Raw genomic sequence first — 16,175 nt, forward strand, 5'->3', positions numbered from 1 at the left:
TCTAAAAACTTGCATAAATAAAGTTAGGAATTCCTGCAGGTGCAGTGGTTAATATGAGCAATAAAATAATAACCCATACAATAGGTAAATAAATCCACACTATCTTATCTAATAGTTTGACGAGTAAATCGGGTAATTTAGCCAACAACGGATAAATAAAAAAGGCTATCAGTAAGAGAGGGAAATAGAGTATTACATTGGTATTAAGCGCAACTCCTGTAAAATTATGAGCTAATGCAGTCAAAAATTCTGTAGCATCAGATAAGGTAACTGAACGGAAAAAAATCCATGCAAAACAAACATATTGGAATGTAATAAATCTTGCGAACCAAATTGAAACCTGACTTAAACGATCTCGCCCCCAATAACGATCACCAATATTAAGCAATACAATGCCCAACGCATGAATAACACCCCAGACTATGAAAGTAAAACTAGCACCATGCCAAAGACCAGAAAGCGTCATTGCTGTAAATAAGTTAACTTGAGTACGCGTAAAACTCTGACGATTTCCCCCTAAAGGAATGTAAATATAGTCTCTAATCCAAGTTGATAAGCTTATATGCCAACGTTGCCAGAAATCCCGTAAATTATTAGCAAAATAAGGCATATTAAAGTTAATTGGTAATCTAAAGCCTAATAATAAGGCAATAGCTGTTACTAAATTAGTATACCCAGAGAAATTAAAGAAAATTTGTAAAGCATAGGCATAAACAGCTAATAAAATATCTAAAGAATGATAATTACTAGGGTTAGCAAACACTGGATCAACAAAGTTATCAGCCAATGCTGTATTTAAACAAAGGACTTTGATTAGGGCTAATAAAATTAACACAAATGCTTGATTATAATTACCTATCTCTCTAGCCTGTGTTACCTGAATTTGTGGTAAAAAATCTTTAGCTCTATTAATAGGACCAGCCACCAAACTAGGGAAAAAAGATAAAAATAAAGCAAAATCAATTGCTGAGGGAATACCGATCTCTTTTTTCTTGAGAGAAACTAAATAACTAATAGAATGGAAGGTATAAAAAGAAATGCCTATTGGTAATAAAATTTCAATACCTGGAATGGCATAATCTACTCCCAAACCTGTAATAAACGCCTGAACCTGCACCCTAAAGAAATCAAAATATTTGAAAAAACATAAATTAATAATAGCAATGGCAATAGCTATTCCTAACCAAATACCACTTCGTTTGCTGTAATAAATAGGAAAAGAAAGTCCATATAAAACAAAAGAATAAGTAATCAATATGGCCAAAAAATTAATATCAAAACTAGCCACAACTGCATAGCTTGCTATTAATAATAGGCCATTCTGATAAAGTGGTTTTTTCGCTAGTGCCCAATATAATAAAAAGAATAGAGGGAATAGAACACTAAACTCTATAGATAAATAACTCACCGACAGTAACTTACATTATTAACATTATTAATTCTCAATAAGCAATGCTTATTTTAAACAATTAAAAAATGCTAAGAATACTCCAAGTTAACTAAATAAAACAGTACAATTAAGTATAATGTTATAGTTTAAGTACTACAAAATAACGGTTACTTTAATTGCTTAAAATCATATTAAGCACAAAATAACTTTTAATATGGATAATTATCCATTACATTTACCACTTAATTAGTTCTTTATATGGACAAGAGTAAAAATGGGAAAAATACGTAATCTTTTTATCTTACTTATTATTATTGGTTTAATAGTAGTGGGGGGAACCAAAGCACTACTTTGGTACTATACCGATAAAACAGCTAAAGATATACAAAACACCTTGCCTCCAGGTGTGTTTAATTATGCTGGTGTCAGTACATCACTACAAGGCAGTACAAGTATCGATGATATTACTATTACTTATGCTGGTCAAAGAATTAAGATAGAAAAAATAGAGTTAAAATCTAAAAATATTGTTGAATTATTAGAACTAATTCTTAAGAATTGGGGCAGTAAAATACCTAACCAAATAGCTTTAAGAATTCAAGGTATTACTGTTAATTCAACAACCTTATTAAGTAATAAGCAAATAGCCGATTCTTTCCGTTATCCTTTTGATATTCCTTGTGGTAAGGTCAAAAAAATTGGTTTAGTTGAATACATGGATATTGGTTATCAAAACTTTGTATTTGATATTGATCTTGCCTATGAAAAAATTTCTACTAAACGTATTAAAGCTAGCTTTGATTTAAATACCAGAAACGCTTCTAAGTTTTCTTCTTCATTCTATGGTGATGCCTCTTTGCTTAACCCTATGGCGGCATCAGACCATAAGAAAAATGCTATTCCAAAATTTCAAATGCAATGGTCTGATGATGTTTTTACCAAAAAACTTTATAACTACTGTGCTCAAAAAGAAAATAAAACGATAGATGAATATATAGCTGCTTTACCAGCATTTTCAAAAGACAACATAGACCGAGCTAGTGCAGCTATATTCGGACTTACCTTAAGTGATGAAATAGTTAATGCTGTTAATGAATATATGAAAAATCCAAAAGAATTTTATATTGCTACTAACCCTAAAGGGCCTGTTACCCCTGATGAGTTAAAAGCAATGAATGAACAAGTAGCTCTTGAGCTTATTCGTCCTTCATTAAGAATTAATGGCCAAAATATTCCTATTGAGTTTAAATGGATAAGTGCTGAACAATTAGCAAAAAATAATAGTTTAGACACAAAGCCTAAAAAACCAATTATCCAATCATCAGAACGTCAACTAACACCTCTTAATGAGCTAAATGCTAAAGCTTTTAACAAAAATATTGAGGTACATACTACCAGTGGCATTATCTATAAAGGTGCTTTCAGAAAAGTAGAAGGCGGCTCTTTGCATATGACTATTCATAAAAGATTAGGATCATCAGATTTAGCACTTAAAGCAGATGTAATTAAATTAGTGTATATACTTTCTGACTATTAAATCCTTTCAATCAGTACTCATTACAAATAAATTATGAGTACTGATTAACCCTTCTTCAAATGCTCTAATGGCATCTCTGTTTTAGAAATTACTTGATTAAGTACAAAACAAGAACGAACGCTAGTTACACCTTCTATTCGTGTTAATACACCTAATAAAAATTTCTGATAATAATCAATATCTGGCACAACTACTTTCAACTGATAATCTGCATCCATCCCTGTAATCAAACTACATTCAACTACCTCTGAATGCTTTGTTAACTCTGCTTGAAAACGTTCAAACCGCTCAGGTGTATGACGATCCATACCCACCAAAACAAACACAGTTAACGAAAGCCCTAATTTTTTTGCATCTAATAAGGCTACTTGTTTAGCAATATATCCAGACTCTACCAACTGCTTAATTCGTCTTGAGCAAGGTGACGGAGATAAACCAATTTGATCAGCTAACTCATGATTAGGCAAACTGGCATCTTTTTGTAATATTTCTAAAATTTTTAGATCGTAACGGTCTAACTTTTCCATAATATTTTCTTTAAAGTAAATTTATAGTCTATATTACAAAGTAATATCATTAAATAAAAACATTATCCTCGAGGGTGATGTTTAGCATGTAACTCTTGTAATCGAGCTTGTGCAATATGTGTATAAATCTGTGTTGTTGATAAATCACTATGACCTAGTAACATTTGTACAACCCTCAAATCAGCCCCATGATTTAATAAATGTGTTGCAAAAGCATGACGTAAGGTATGTGGCGACAGTGATTTAGTAATACCTGCCACCTTAGCATGAAGTTTAATACGGTGCCAAAAAGTTTGGCGTGTCATCATATCGCCACGACTACTAGGAAATAATACATCACTGACTTTACCAGCTAATAACAGGCCTCTACCTGTTTTTAAATATTGTTCTATCCAAATAATAGCTTCTTCACCTAAGGGGACTAAGCGCTCTTTTCGCCCCTTACCAAACGTTTTCAACACACCTTGTCGTAAATTGACTTGCTCTAGCGTTAAACTTACTAACTCTGTTACACGTAAGCCACAAGCATATAAAACCTCTAACATAGCTTTATCACGCAAACCAATAGTATCTTCGATATCTGGTGCCGCTAATAACGCTTCTACATCTTGTTCAGATAATGTTTTAGGGAGTGGGTGGCCTAGTTTCGGCATTTCAATTTGTAATGTAGGATCAGTATCACAAAGACCTTCCCTGACTAGATAACGATAAAAACTACGTAATGCTGACAATAGACGAGCCGTTGAACGAGCCTTATAACCTTTTTCTAAGCGCCAAGCTAAATAATTTAAAATCATTTCTCGGCCAGCCTTTTCTATCTGAATATTATATTTTGCTAACCATTGATCAAAATGTTGTAAATCGCTTAAATAACTATTACGACTATGATCAGACAACCCTTTTTCTAACCATAGCATTTCTATGTATTGATTAATAATCGCAGGAATAGTTTGTTGCTCAGTCATTCTTTATCTCTAATAGCATTACTGTTTTAGAACTCAATGAACTTACTACTTCAATCGTTTACCGCTATAAACTACTTGCTGTATCCATCCCAAACAATCATCAAAAGCTATTGACTCATCATTAGGTAACAAACAAATCAGCTTTTGATCTATTTCTTTAAAATCGTAAAGATCAGACCATAAATCAATCCAATAGCTTTCTATTTCTGCATTGGTTACCATACACTACCATCAATGACTTACTATTAGGAGTTAATATGACAATATCCCCTATTCTAATTACAGGTGCAGGCCAACGTATTGGTTTTTACTGCGCTATGCAATGGTTAGAACAAGGAGTTCCCGTTATTGTCACTTACCGTCAAAATCGCCCAACAATAGATCAATTAAAAAGTAAAGGAGCTATCGCTATCCAAGCTGACTTTCAAAATAATGAAAGTATAATGCAATTTATTACTCAACTAAAACAAACCACTACATCTTTACGCGCCATTATTCATAATGCTTCTACATGGTTAAAAGATGATGGTACTGGAAAGGTTTTCGCAGAGCTATTCACCGTACATATGCAAGCCCCTTACTTGATTAACTTGCATTGTAGAGAGTTGCTTATGACCTCTAGTTTAGCAGATATTATTCATATTACAGATGACAGTGTTAGAAAAGGCAGTTCTGATCATATTGCCTATTGTGCTAGTAAAGCTGGTTTAACTAATTTAACTCTTTCCTTTGCTAAACTATTAGCTCCTCATGTTAAAGTGAATTGTATTGCACCCTCACTGGTTATGTTTAATGAGCAAGATACAGATAGCTATAAACAACAAGCAATTAATAAATCACTACTCAATATTGTGCCCGGTGAACAGGAAATATTTAGAGCTATCAACTACTTATTAGATAGCTCAAATATTACAGGAGAAATTCTTAGTATCAATGGAGGGCGTCATTTAAAAACTGAGTAACCTATTACTCATAGTATTTTATTTGGTAACCCTTTTCTTCTAATAACTTTAATACACTATCATCACCCACTAAATGCATAGCACCGACAACTACCATAGTTGGTGTATTATCTGCTGCATAACGCGTAATTTGAGCAATCCATGCCTGATTACGTTTAACTAGTAAGTTTTGGTAAAACGTTTCCATATCTTTTGTTTTATAATGCTCTAATTGGTCTTCAATGGCTGTAGTTTCACCCTGATAAACTTGTTTTATTAATGTATCCAATGCTAACTCTGGATCAGTTAACCCTTTTAAAGTTTCTTCAATAAGTATATTGGGATTTATTCGTTTTAGTGAAGCTAATGCAGCCAATTGTTGATCAAAGGTTTCTAAACCAGCCACCGCTTTGCCTTGCTGTTTTGCTTTATCATATAAAATTTTATCAATACCTTCTTGATAACCTTGTTGTTGCCAAATAATCATAGGCAATGAGAAACTCATAAAAGCTGCATCAAACATAACTAAAGTAGTTGGAATATTATGCTTTTGCATCATTTGTTGTAATTCACGCCATACTGCTGGCTTGAGGGTTTTATCTAATGTTGTACCCTGTAACTGAAATATTTGCATCATTTTAGCCGCAGATGTTAACGAACTCATTTCAGCTAAATCTATCTCAAATACTATTCTTTTAGAGGCATCAAATGCTTTTAAATATTCTGCCGGTAATGGAAGTTGTGATGGATGAATTAAATGGACACTGCCTGCTAAAATAATTTTTTTGTTATCTTTTTCAGCTATCCATACACTACTCTTTCCATAAGCTAACATCGGTGCAATTAATACGATAAGTAACAGCCACAGCTTACTCTTTTTCATAAGAATCCTTTAAGAAACATTTAACTCATAACCTATACGCTTTAACCAACTAGCTTCTTGTACAAAATCAGCCCTAGTTAAAGGGTTTTCCTCTAGCCAATTTTCAGGAAAGCGAATTTCTAATTTTTTAGATTTAGCTACTAATTTAACCGTTGGTTTATTTTGATTGCTACGAATATGATGAAATAAGATGGCAAATCTCAATAATATGCAGAGCCTTATCAATTGCTCACTATTCTCTGCTGCCTCTTCAAATTTATCTCTAGGGATATTGCGGCGATGTCCCCTGACTAATAAAGCTAATTCTTGCTGTTCTTGTTTTGAAAAACCTAATAACTCTGAATATTCTAATAAATAAGCACTGTGTTTATGGTATTGATAATGAGCTATATCTAGTCCTATTTCATGCACTTTAGCTGCCCACTCTAATAACTCTATATACCACTCATCTTCAAGCCCCCATGCTTCAGCAACTTGTCCTAATGCTTCTAATGCTTTTTCAGAAACTCTAGTAGCCTGCTCTATATCAACTCGATAACGTTCTTGTAAATAGGTCATAGTACGCTCTCGAACATCTTCATGAGTATAACGACCTAATTGGTCATAAAGCACACCTTCCCTTAATGCACCTTCTGAATAAGTCATTTTATCAATATCTAATGCATCAAAAATGGCCTCTAATATTGCCAAGCCAGGCGGTAAAATGACTCTACGATCATTTTTAATACCTTCTATATTTAATTTTTCAATATCACCTAATTTCAGAATTTTTTGTTTTAACCAAGTGATACCTTCTCGAGTAATATCAGCCTCTGATGAAGAGTAACCTGCAGACTTACAAGCATTTGCTATTGCTTTTATAGTCCCTGAAGAACCTACAGCTTCCTGCCATCCCATTTTTTGTAATGACTGCTCAATAGCCATTAGTTCTAATCGAGCCGCTGTATAAGCTTGTGCATAACGACTTGCTGTTAATTTTTCACCCACAAAAAAACGTTTATTATAACTAACACAGCCCATCTGCTGACTTTCTAATAATTTAGGCTCAAAACCTTGGCCAATAATAAACTCTGTACTACCACCACCAATATCCACTACTAGGCGCTTATCTTTAGAACTTCGTAAGGTATGGGAAACCCCTAAATAAATAAGCCTTGCCTCTTCCCGACCAGAAATAATTTCAACTGGATGCTTTAGTATTTCTTCTGCATGCTTAATAAATACTTTACGGTTTCTTGCCTCCCTTAATGCATTAGTGCCTACCACTCTTACGCTACCTAAAGGCATATCATTAACAAATTGCGCAAAACGCTTTAAACAGTTATAGCCACGCTCCATTGCTTGATCATCTAACTGTAAATTATCCGTAATACCCGCAGCCAGCTGTACTTTTTCCCCTAATTGCTCTAAAACACGTATTTTGTCATCATCAACTCTAGCTAACAGCATATGAAAGCTATTCGAGCCTAAATCAATAGTAGCAACAACAGAATGAATATTTTTATTAGCAACCATATATTAACTTCTTAGTAATGAACAACAGGAAATACGATAAAGGGGTAATACCTTTAAATAGATAGTACAATTAGATAATACATAAACAATAATTGTTACTATAATACCAAATATTGTAACCTGTTCTACTGACACTCGCCTATTGAAACCTAAAAAAGATGTTATCTTATTAATATAGTGGAAATTTATTATGAACTATCGCCATGCATTTCATGCAGGAAATCATGCAGATGTTTTTAAACATGTTGTCTTAAGCCGTCTGATCGCTTTACTTTGTCAAAAAGAAACACCCTTTGCTTATTTAGATACTCACTCTGGATTAGGAATATATGACTTATACAGTTCAGAGGCAGAACGTACTGGCGAATGGTTAGAAGGTATTAAACTGTTGCTTGAGCAAGCAAACACACCAGAGTTATTTGATGACTATATAACGGTTATTAATCAGCTTAATGTAGATAAAAAATTACAATATTATCCTGGCTCCCCTATGTTAGCTCAAAAACTTATGCGCCCTCAAGATCGTATAATTTTTAATGAGAAACACCCAGAAGATGCTCAACTACTGAAGCAAAATTTCAGAAAAGATTCTCGTATTACTATCCATACGCAGGATGGTTGGTTATTACCTAAAGCGCTGTTACCAACAACAGAAAAAAGACTTTTATTATTGATAGATCCGCCTTTTGAGCAGACAAATGAGCTAGACCTTTGTGTAAAAAGTTTAACGGATGCTATCGCGCGTATGAGGCAAGCTATAGTTGCTATTTGGTATCCTATTAAGGATCAAAAAAACCTAAATAAATTTTATAATCAATTAAAAATGTCTAATGCTCCCAAACTACTAAAAGCAGAACTTATGATAAAACCTGCTGATAATAATTTAGGATTAAATGGATCTGGAATGGTTATTGCAAACCCACCATGGAAGCTTGAGAATGAACTAACTACTTTATTATCTTATTTATCTAATGTACTTACTGAAAACGCTGGTACATGGAGTATTGACTGGTTAATTGCCGAATCAGTAAAATAAGTCAACAAATCAAGCACTCTATAATGCATGACATAATTTGTTATTTTATGACATTAAATGGCATTTTTACTATTACTATTATCTAATATTTGACTTTAGTTTTTATAGGTATAATCCTTAATCATTATGAAAAACATCACTCAGACAATTGCTACTCTTTTTTTAGGATTTATACTAACAATCCCTACAATTGTCTTTGCGCAAAATATAAATGATAAAACGTTATACAAATGGCAAGACACTACCGGTAAATGGCATTACTCTAAAATTCCACCTGATCAAACTTTAAATTACTCTCCTAATAAAATAGAAGTAGCGAAAGATACTAGAACACTTATTTTTGCTGAGAAAAAAGAAGAAACCACTTCTCAAGAAAAGCAAGAAACTATAGTTGAATCAAAATTAAGACAACAAAGAATTAGCTGTCAAACAACCCCATCTACTATGATGAATACAGCACTTTATCTACATAGAATAGTAGATAAGAATTTCCAAGAAAAAAGCATTACACAAGAAGAGTATGAGCAGAAAAAACAGACCATTAATAAACTAGAAGAAATTGCTAGTGACCTTAACTTTTATGATTATTGTATGGATGACTTCTCTAGAAAACCTCATATTAAAGCTGTCTCTGACTGTATGACTAAAGAAGACTCTATGGAAAAACGAACTAGCTGCCTAAAAGAACTACCACCAATGTAATAAGTTAAGGTTAGGTAGATAACAATTTATCCGTTATACTAAAAACTATAAATAGTATCAAAAGGTTCCTTTTTAATAATGACTGCGGCATCCCATAAAGATTATTTGCTTTGTGTACAACTAACTGACTCTCATCTTTTTGCTAATCCACAGGAAGAACTACTCGGTATTCCAACGGCTCAAAGTCTCAAAAAGGTTATTGCACTTATCAATGAAGAACAACCTGATATTGACTTAGCATTGGTAACAGGTGACATCTCTCAAGATGGTAGTCTTGCTTCTTATCAATTTTTCCAAGAGCAAATTAAAAAAATCAATGCCCCTTCTTTATGGACGCCTGGTAATCATGATGACTTTTCTGTTATTAGCAGTATTGATAGCTTTCAAGAACATCTAATTACTCAACAAGATATAGGCGAACATTGGCGTGTAATCACGCTTAACTCACAAGTTATTGGTGAAAACCATGGTAAGTTAGCAAAAGAATTATTAGAAAACCTATTAAAGTCCCTGCAATCAACCAAACGCTTTCATTTAATTGGTATTCATCACCCAGCTTTTGCCACTAATGCACGTTGGCTTAATGATATTAGATTACAAGAATCATGGGAGTTTTTAGATTGTCTAGAGTATTTTCTAAATGCTAATGTTGTTCTTTGTGGTCATGTACATCAAGTCGTTGAGCTATATTATCGTGGAACTTACTTATTCTCCAGCCCATCTACTTGCATTCAATTTGCACCAGATACAAATGAGTTCAAACTAGATAATTTAGCACCTGGCTATCGCTGGATTAAACTATTTAACAATGGTCATATCGACACTGGCGTTTCTCGCCTAAAAGAAAACCCTTTTACTGTTGATTTAACTGCTGCTAGTTATTGATTAAAAAGGTTGCTGCTGGGTAATACAATGAATATTGCCCCCACCTAATAAAATTTCACGTCCAGCCACCATTACTATTTTCTTATCAGGAAATAGTTGCTGCAAAATAGCTTTAGCCTCTTCATCTTTAGGATCATTAAAATAAGGAGCAATAACACCATTATTCACTATTAAAAAATTGATATATGAACCTGCTAATTGAATAGAAGGATCTCTAAGTTGACTACCTTCATGATAATCAACCCCATCACACTCTTCTTCTGATGCAAACAATGGCCCAGGAATAGGCATTTTATGAATAATTAACTTTCTTCCTTGAGCGTCTATAGCTTGTTCTAAAACTTGCCAAGCTTCCTGACAACGATTGTAATTAGGATTGTTCTCATCATCTGTCCAAGCTAGCAATACTTCTGCTGGACGAATAAAACAACAAAAATTATCTATATGCCCATTGGTCTCATCATTATATAAACCTTTAGGCAACCAAATGACTTTCTCAATATTTAAATAATCACCGAGATATTGTTCAATTTGTTGCCGTGTTAAATGAGGATTGCGATTGTGATTTAATAAACACTCTTCGGTTGTTAATACTGTTCCTTCACCATCCACATGAATAGAACCACCTTCTAGGACAAAATCATCACAACGATAACGGGCATAGCCTTCTATCTGGAGAATCTTTGAAGCTACTTGATCATCTAGATCCCAAGGAAAATATAAACCACCTTCCAAGCCACCCCAAGCATTAAATGCCCAGTCCACACCGCGTAACTCTTCACCATCGTCACTAATTACAAAAGTTGGACCAGTATCCCTTGCCCACGCATCATTCGATGAAAGTTCAACTACTCGAATAAGTTTATCCGTTAACCCTTTTGTTAAATGAAATAATGCATTTTCATACTGTATTGCGCTCACTCCCACTGTCACTATAGCAAATTCAGCAATAGCTAAAGCAACTTCAGTAAACGCTTTTTGAGCTGGCTTAGCGCCTAAACGCCAGTTATCGGTACGCTCAGGCCAAATCATCCATACCTGATACTGTGGATGCCACTCAGCAGGCATATAAAACCCATCAGCTTTAGGAGTAGTTAACATACTTTTATCCTTAGGATTCAAGATAACCATCAAGTGTTGTTAATGGATAGTACAAGTTTGGACGACGATCTCTAAATACCCCCCAAGCGCTACGAACTTTTTCTAATACATCTAAATCAAAGGTATAAGTAATGACACCTTCCGTTTCTTCATCCATTTCAGCTACTTTCTCACCAAACTGATTAGCTATAAATGAAGAACCATAAAAAGTAATATGATAGTTCTCTTGATCTTCTCTGCCCACACGATTAGAAGCAATTAAAGGCATTACATTAGCACCTGCATGGCCTTGTTGTACTCGCTGCCAATGATCTCTTGAAGAAATAGTAGAATCATGTGGCTCGCTACCAATAGCAGTGGGATAAAACAGTAACTCTGCCCCTAATAAAGCCATTGCACGAGCACTTTCTGGAAACCATTGGTCCCAACAGATTCCAACACCGATCTTAGCATAGCGAGTTTGCCATACCTGAAAACCTGTATCACCAGGATTAAAATAATATTTCTCATGATAGCCTGGACCATCTGGAATATGGCTCTTACGATAAATACCTAATAAGCTTCCATCAGCATCAATCATAGCAATACTATTAAAACGAGCGCGTCCCGCTAGTTCAAAAAAGCTAATTGGTAATACAACCTCTAGTTCAGCTGCTATTTTTTGAAAATGCTTGATAGCTGGATTATCTTCTATGGATGTTGCCAGAAGCATATAATCAGCATTAGGTTTCTGACAAAAATAAGGTGTTTCAAATAACTCTTGAATGAGAATAATATTTGCGCCCTTACTAACGGCCTCTCTAACCAACTTTTCAGCCTTAGCAATATTCGCATCATGATCCCAACTACAAGCCATTTGGGTAGCAGCCACACTTACTACTCGAGACATATCACACCTATATCATTAATTTGTTATTTAAACAGTATGTAAGTACCAATTATATTCTAAATCGGAAATAGAAAGTTCAAACTCTTCCAACTCACTCTCTTTACAGGCTACAAATATATCAATATATTTTGGGTCAATATAACGAGCAAATACCTCACTATCATCCAACTCTCTTAAAGCATCCCGTAAATTATTAGGTAAGCTCGCTTCATACTGTTCATAAGCATTACCTTCAACTGCTTCGGTTGGCTCTATTTTATTAGTAAGCCCATGATGGATACCTGCTAATAAACCTGCCATCAATAAATAAGGGTTGGCATCTGCACCTGCTACTCTGTGTTCAATTCGTACAGCACTTGGGGTATCTGTAGGAATACGAATAGCCACTGTTCTATTATCTAATCCCCATGTTGGTGCATTAGGCACATAAAACTGTGAACTAAAACGCCTATAAGAATTCACATTGGGACATAAAAAGGCCATACTTTTAGGTAAGGTTTCCAATACGCCACCTACGGCATGACGCAATGTTTTATTTTGCTCAGCATCATCTGAGGTAAAAATATTATTACCCTCTTTATCCACAATAGAAACATGTAAATGCAAGCCATTACCAGCCTGTTTAGGATAAGGTTTAGCCATGAAAGTAGTGTCCATTTCATGGTCATATGCAATATTTTTAATTAATCGTTTAAGTAAAATAGCATACTCACAAGCCCTAAGAGGATCCGTTACATGGTGTAAATTCACCTCAAATTGAGCCGGCGCACTTTCTTTTACAATAGCATCAGCGGGAATACCCTGTACTTTTGCACCATCTAAAATATCTTGTAAACAATCTGCATATTCATCTAGATCATCGATTAAATAAACTTGATTAGACTGAGGTCGTTTACCCGAAATAGGCGAAAGTGGAGGTTGAGGTCGGCCATTGATATTTTCTTGATCAATTAAATAAAACTCCACCTCAAAAGCAGCGCAAATGTATAATCCTAACGCATCAAACTGTTTTACTATTTGCCTTAAAATTTCACGAGGATCCGCAAAAAAAGGAACACCCTCAGGCTCATACATAGCCATTAATAATTGTGCCGTTGGTCTTTTTTGCCAAGGCTCAACACATAATGTGCCAGCAATGGGATAGCAAACTCGATCTGCCTCACCGATATCAAGCCCTAATCCTGAACTTTCTACAGTAGAACCATTAATATCTAAAGCAAAAATGGAGGCTGGAAGATTAATCCCTTTTTCATAAACTTTTTGTAAACTAGCTCGTTCTATGCGCTTACCACGAACAATCCCATTCATATCAGCAATTAATAAATCAACAAACTGTATTTCTGGGTGTTTTTTTAAAAACTCACTTGCTTCTAATGGATCAGCACGCAGGGGTACTGTCATGATAGAATACCTTTATTACCTAAGAACCTTTAAGTCAACCGTAAAGTAACCTTTCTGTCAATTATCTATTTATAGTAAATTTAGTCTAACTTATTATTTATATTAGGATAATTGTTTTTCATGCAGTCATTACGATGACTATTATTTAACTTTTTTAATCTTTTCTACTCTTTTTTAAATTATGCATACTTTATGCCGATACTTGACTATAACCTGTCAATGATTATTATTCAACTCACAATTAGCAACTTTATGAATATAGAAAAACCATATTGAATATACATCCAAAGCAAATTATTGATCGTAGCCAAGACCAATACTTTATGCAGCAAGCGATAGATTTGGCTAAACAAGGTGCGGCTATTGGAGAAGTTCCAGTAGGTGCTGTTATTGTTCATCATGGCACTATTATTGGGCGCGGCTTTAACCAACCTATTAAACTACATGATCCTAGCGCCCATGCAGAGATGGTAGCGATTCGTGAAGCAGCTAAATCACTTAATAACTATCGTCTCATTGATACAACGCTTTATGTCACATTAGAACCTTGTAGTATGTGTGCAGGGTTACTAGTACATGCTCGTATCAGTCGCCTAGTTTATGGTACTACAGAACCCAAAGCAGGCGTAATTATTAGCCAAGACCAATTTTTTAACAAACCATTCCTTAATCATCGCTTAATAATAGAAGGTGGTGTATTAGTAGATGAATGCTCAGCTTTATTAAAAGAATTCTTTAAAAATCGTCGCTTAAAGTGATTTTGTCGTTGTTGCCATTGCCTCATTACGACTTAATGCGGGAATATGTAATTGAGGATCTTCTGTATTAGGCATTTCACGTTGTGAATGATTTAACCAATTTAAAATATCATAATAACGACGGACATTACGTACAAACTGTTTAGTCTCAAAACCTCTTGCATAACCATAACGAGTTTTTTGATACCACTGTTTTTGTGAAATTAATGGTAATACATGATTCACATCGCGCCATGAATTAGCATCCAATTTATTTAATTTTGCTATTTTTTGTACATCAGCCAGATGTCCCTGCCCCATATTATAGGCGGCTAAAGCAAAAAAGGTACGATCAGGGTCTACAACTTCCTTATTGATTGACTGCTTTATGATGGATAAAAACTTAGCCCCCCCCATAATACTTTGCTTAGCATCTAAACGATTTTCAACTCCCATTGCTTTTGCTGTTCTTTGCGTCAACATCATTATCCCCCTAACGCCTGTAGGGGATACTGCATCTGGATTCCAATGTGACTCTTGATAAGCAATGGCAGCCAATAATCTCCAATCTAAACTATTCTTTTTGCCATATTCAATAAAATATTTTTCATACTTAGGCAAACGTTCTTGTAAATGTCGCGCAAAAGAATAAGCACCAACATAACCAAGTGTATCAAGGTGTCCAAAGAAGCGGTCATTTAAACGAGCTAAACTACCTGACTCTTCAACTTCTTCAAAAAACTCATTAATTGCGTCTATTACACTTGCATCTTCAGGGTTGTTTGCAACTACCCAACCCATTTTTTGTTCTTTCTCTAAAACAAAACCAACTCTTACACCCGTGTAATAAACTTGTGTCATAGCAAGTGCATTAGAATTAATAATTGTTATATCTATTTTTTTATCTTCAATCTGCTGTAAAAGATCAACAACATCCACTGTATCTGATTCTTGAAACTCTAAATCTGGATACTGTTGCTTTAATGCTCTTAATTGATCAGCTTGACTACTTCCTTTAACAACCAAAATAGACTTACCAATTAAATCTTTGACATTCATGGGCCGTTTAGCTGAACGTTGATACAACACTAAGCTATCAACAACTAAATAAGGATTTGAAAAAGTTACCTGCTCATTTCTTCTAGAAGTATTCACTAAACTAGCAGCCCCAATAACTAATTGATTACCTTCTACAACCTTACTATATACATCATCAAATGAATTAACAGGTTCTACTTTGAGTTCTACACCTAACTTTTTAGCAAAACGCTTAGCTAACTCATACTCAAAACCCGTTTCCCCATTACGATCTTCAAAATAAGTAACAGGGCTATTACGAGTAACTACATGCAGCACACCTTCCTGCTTTATTTTTTCTAAAGCATTCAGCGAAGTACCTGAGTCACATCCTGCAAGGCATAAACTCATCAACCCTGAACAGAACCAAGGTAAAAAAGTTTTTTGTGACACTTGTTTTAATAATCCCATCATCTACCAGATTGATATTAATACAATATTTCTAAAATCACTCAAGACTACAGATTTGACTAGTGCTTTTTATATACTCTCGAAAGTCTATCTCAAAGTAATACCAATGTCTAAATTTTTAGTTTTACATTAATATTAAATTAAGATTTCTAATATTTTTTTCGTTTAGGTGTTGACA

Annotated in this window: 16 protein-coding genes; 6 read left to right on the top strand and 10 right to left on the bottom strand. The window is 34.4% G+C overall.

Annotated elements, in window-relative coordinates; all coding sequences use genetic code 11:
- Position 1: 1 nt before the first annotated feature.
- Entirely contained in the window at positions 2-1,408 is a 1,407-nt protein-coding gene (locus MTZ49_RS02805; RefSeq protein ID WP_264746883.1) for an MBOAT family O-acyltransferase, read from the bottom strand.
- A gap of 256 nt (positions 1,409-1,664) precedes the next feature.
- Between MTZ49_RS02805 and MTZ49_RS02810 the strand changes: the two genes are divergently transcribed.
- Complete coding sequence (locus MTZ49_RS02810) at positions 1,665-2,927, top strand: hypothetical protein (RefSeq protein WP_264746884.1); 1,263 nt, start codon at positions 1,665-1,667, stop codon at positions 2,925-2,927.
- A gap of 44 nt (positions 2,928-2,971) precedes the next feature.
- Here MTZ49_RS02810 and MTZ49_RS02815 read toward each other — a convergent pair whose 3' ends face one another.
- The 3 genes from MTZ49_RS02815 to MTZ49_RS02825 all read right to left on the bottom strand — a co-directional run bounded on the left by MTZ49_RS02815 (position 2,972) and on the right by MTZ49_RS02825 (position 4,641).
- Positions 2,972-3,454, bottom strand: coding sequence for an Lrp/AsnC family transcriptional regulator (locus MTZ49_RS02815; protein WP_264746885.1), 483 nt, complete (start codon positions 3,452-3,454; stop codon positions 2,972-2,974).
- A gap of 62 nt (positions 3,455-3,516) precedes the next feature.
- Positions 3,517-4,419, bottom strand: a complete 903-nt coding sequence (gene xerD / locus MTZ49_RS02820; RefSeq protein WP_264746886.1) for a site-specific tyrosine recombinase XerD — start codon at positions 4,417-4,419, stop codon at positions 3,517-3,519.
- A gap of 45 nt (positions 4,420-4,464) precedes the next feature.
- Positions 4,465-4,641: a hypothetical protein gene (locus tag MTZ49_RS02825; RefSeq protein ID WP_264746887.1), complete on the bottom strand. Its 177-nt coding sequence runs from the start codon at positions 4,639-4,641 to the stop codon at positions 4,465-4,467.
- A gap of 35 nt (positions 4,642-4,676) precedes the next feature.
- Between MTZ49_RS02825 and folM the strand changes: the two genes are divergently transcribed.
- Entirely contained in the window at positions 4,677-5,381 is a 705-nt protein-coding gene (gene folM / locus MTZ49_RS02830) for a dihydromonapterin reductase (protein ID WP_264746888.1), read from the top strand.
- A 4-nt stretch (positions 5,382-5,385) separates the two neighbouring features.
- Here the strand turns inward: folM and MTZ49_RS02835 are convergent, their stop codons facing one another.
- Positions 5,386-6,243, bottom strand: a complete 858-nt coding sequence (locus MTZ49_RS02835; RefSeq protein ID WP_264746889.1) for a TraB/GumN family protein — start codon at positions 6,241-6,243, stop codon at positions 5,386-5,388.
- Positions 6,244-6,252: 9 nt separating this feature from the next.
- Entirely contained in the window at positions 6,253-7,758 is a 1,506-nt protein-coding gene (gene ppx / locus MTZ49_RS02840; protein WP_264746890.1) for an exopolyphosphatase, read from the bottom strand.
- Positions 7,759-7,948: 190 nt separating this feature from the next.
- Between ppx and MTZ49_RS02845 the strand changes: the two genes are divergently transcribed.
- From MTZ49_RS02845 to cpdA, 3 genes are all read left to right on the top strand, one after another.
- The gene (locus MTZ49_RS02845; RefSeq protein ID WP_264746891.1) at positions 7,949-8,794 is read left to right on the top strand and encodes a 23S rRNA (adenine(2030)-N(6))-methyltransferase RlmJ; all 846 of its coding nucleotides are present in this window, start codon (positions 7,949-7,951) and stop codon (positions 8,792-8,794) included.
- 126 nt (positions 8,795-8,920) lie between these two features.
- On the top strand, positions 8,921-9,496 hold the full coding sequence (locus MTZ49_RS02850) for a hypothetical protein (protein ID WP_264746892.1): 576 nt from the start codon (positions 8,921-8,923) through the stop codon (positions 9,494-9,496).
- A gap of 78 nt (positions 9,497-9,574) precedes the next feature.
- Positions 9,575-10,381, top strand: coding sequence for a 3',5'-cyclic-AMP phosphodiesterase (cpdA, locus tag MTZ49_RS02855; RefSeq protein WP_264746893.1), 807 nt, complete (start codon positions 9,575-9,577; stop codon positions 10,379-10,381).
- On the opposite strand, the gene aguA is transcribed toward cpdA, so the two are convergent.
- The 3 genes from aguA to MTZ49_RS02870 are packed head-to-tail and all read right to left on the bottom strand — an operon-like array spanning position 10,382 to position 13,772.
- Positions 10,382-11,482: an agmatine deiminase gene (gene aguA / locus MTZ49_RS02860; protein WP_264746894.1), complete on the bottom strand. Its 1,101-nt coding sequence runs from the start codon at positions 11,480-11,482 to the stop codon at positions 10,382-10,384.
- A gap of 10 nt (positions 11,483-11,492) precedes the next feature.
- Positions 11,493-12,371, bottom strand: coding sequence for an N-carbamoylputrescine amidase (aguB, locus tag MTZ49_RS02865; protein WP_264746895.1), 879 nt, complete (start codon positions 12,369-12,371; stop codon positions 11,493-11,495).
- A 27-nt stretch (positions 12,372-12,398) separates the two neighbouring features.
- Positions 12,399-13,772 (bottom strand): glutamine synthetase family protein, encoded by a 1,374-nt coding sequence (locus tag MTZ49_RS02870; RefSeq protein WP_264746896.1) that lies wholly within the window; start codon positions 13,770-13,772, stop codon positions 12,399-12,401.
- 278 nt (positions 13,773-14,050) lie between these two features.
- Here MTZ49_RS02870 and tadA point away from each other — a divergent pair, with 278 nt between their 5' ends.
- Complete coding sequence (tadA, locus tag MTZ49_RS02875; RefSeq protein WP_264747818.1) at positions 14,051-14,530, top strand: tRNA adenosine(34) deaminase TadA; 480 nt, start codon at positions 14,051-14,053, stop codon at positions 14,528-14,530.
- Here tadA and mltF read toward each other — a convergent pair.
- Entirely contained in the window at positions 14,522-15,997 is a 1,476-nt protein-coding gene (gene mltF / locus MTZ49_RS02880; protein WP_413774170.1) for a membrane-bound lytic murein transglycosylase MltF, read from the bottom strand. The genes tadA and mltF overlap by 9 nt on opposite strands.
- Positions 15,998-16,175 lie beyond the last annotated feature (178 nt).

Origin of the sequence: Entomomonas sp. E2T0 (assembly GCF_025985425.1) — a bacterium.
Classification (GTDB): Bacteria; Pseudomonadota; Gammaproteobacteria; order Pseudomonadales; family Pseudomonadaceae; genus Entomomonas.

Excerpts from the sequence above, each read along its gene's own strand:
- MTZ49_RS02810 (WP_264746884.1), top strand. The coding sequence starts at position 1,665 with ATGGGAAAAATACGTAATCTTTTTATCTTACTTATTATTATTGGTTTA.
- MTZ49_RS02815 (WP_264746885.1), bottom strand. The coding sequence starts at position 3,454 with ATGGAAAAGTTAGACCGTTACGATCTAAAAATTTTAGAAATATTACAA.
- xerD (WP_264746886.1), bottom strand. The coding sequence starts at position 4,419 with ATGACTGAGCAACAAACTATTCCTGCGATTATTAATCAATACATAGAA.
- MTZ49_RS02825 (WP_264746887.1), bottom strand. The coding sequence starts at position 4,641 with ATGGTAACCAATGCAGAAATAGAAAGCTATTGGATTGATTTATGGTCT.
- folM (WP_264746888.1), top strand. The coding sequence starts at position 4,677 with ATGACAATATCCCCTATTCTAATTACAGGTGCAGGCCAACGTATTGGT.
- MTZ49_RS02835 (WP_264746889.1), bottom strand. The coding sequence starts at position 6,243 with ATGAAAAAGAGTAAGCTGTGGCTGTTACTTATCGTATTAATTGCACCG.
- ppx (WP_264746890.1), bottom strand. The coding sequence starts at position 7,758 with ATGGTTGCTAATAAAAATATTCATTCTGTTGTTGCTACTATTGATTTA.
- MTZ49_RS02845 (WP_264746891.1), top strand. The coding sequence starts at position 7,949 with ATGAACTATCGCCATGCATTTCATGCAGGAAATCATGCAGATGTTTTT.
- MTZ49_RS02850 (WP_264746892.1), top strand. The coding sequence starts at position 8,921 with ATGAAAAACATCACTCAGACAATTGCTACTCTTTTTTTAGGATTTATA.
- cpdA (WP_264746893.1), top strand. The coding sequence starts at position 9,575 with ATGACTGCGGCATCCCATAAAGATTATTTGCTTTGTGTACAACTAACT.
- aguA (WP_264746894.1), bottom strand. The coding sequence starts at position 11,482 with ATGTTAACTACTCCTAAAGCTGATGGGTTTTATATGCCTGCTGAGTGG.
- aguB (WP_264746895.1), bottom strand. The coding sequence starts at position 12,371 with ATGTCTCGAGTAGTAAGTGTGGCTGCTACCCAAATGGCTTGTAGTTGG.
- MTZ49_RS02870 (WP_264746896.1), bottom strand. The coding sequence starts at position 13,772 with ATGACAGTACCCCTGCGTGCTGATCCATTAGAAGCAAGTGAGTTTTTA.
- mltF (WP_413774170.1), bottom strand. The coding sequence starts at position 15,997 with ATGGGATTATTAAAACAAGTGTCACAAAAAACTTTTTTACCTTGGTTC.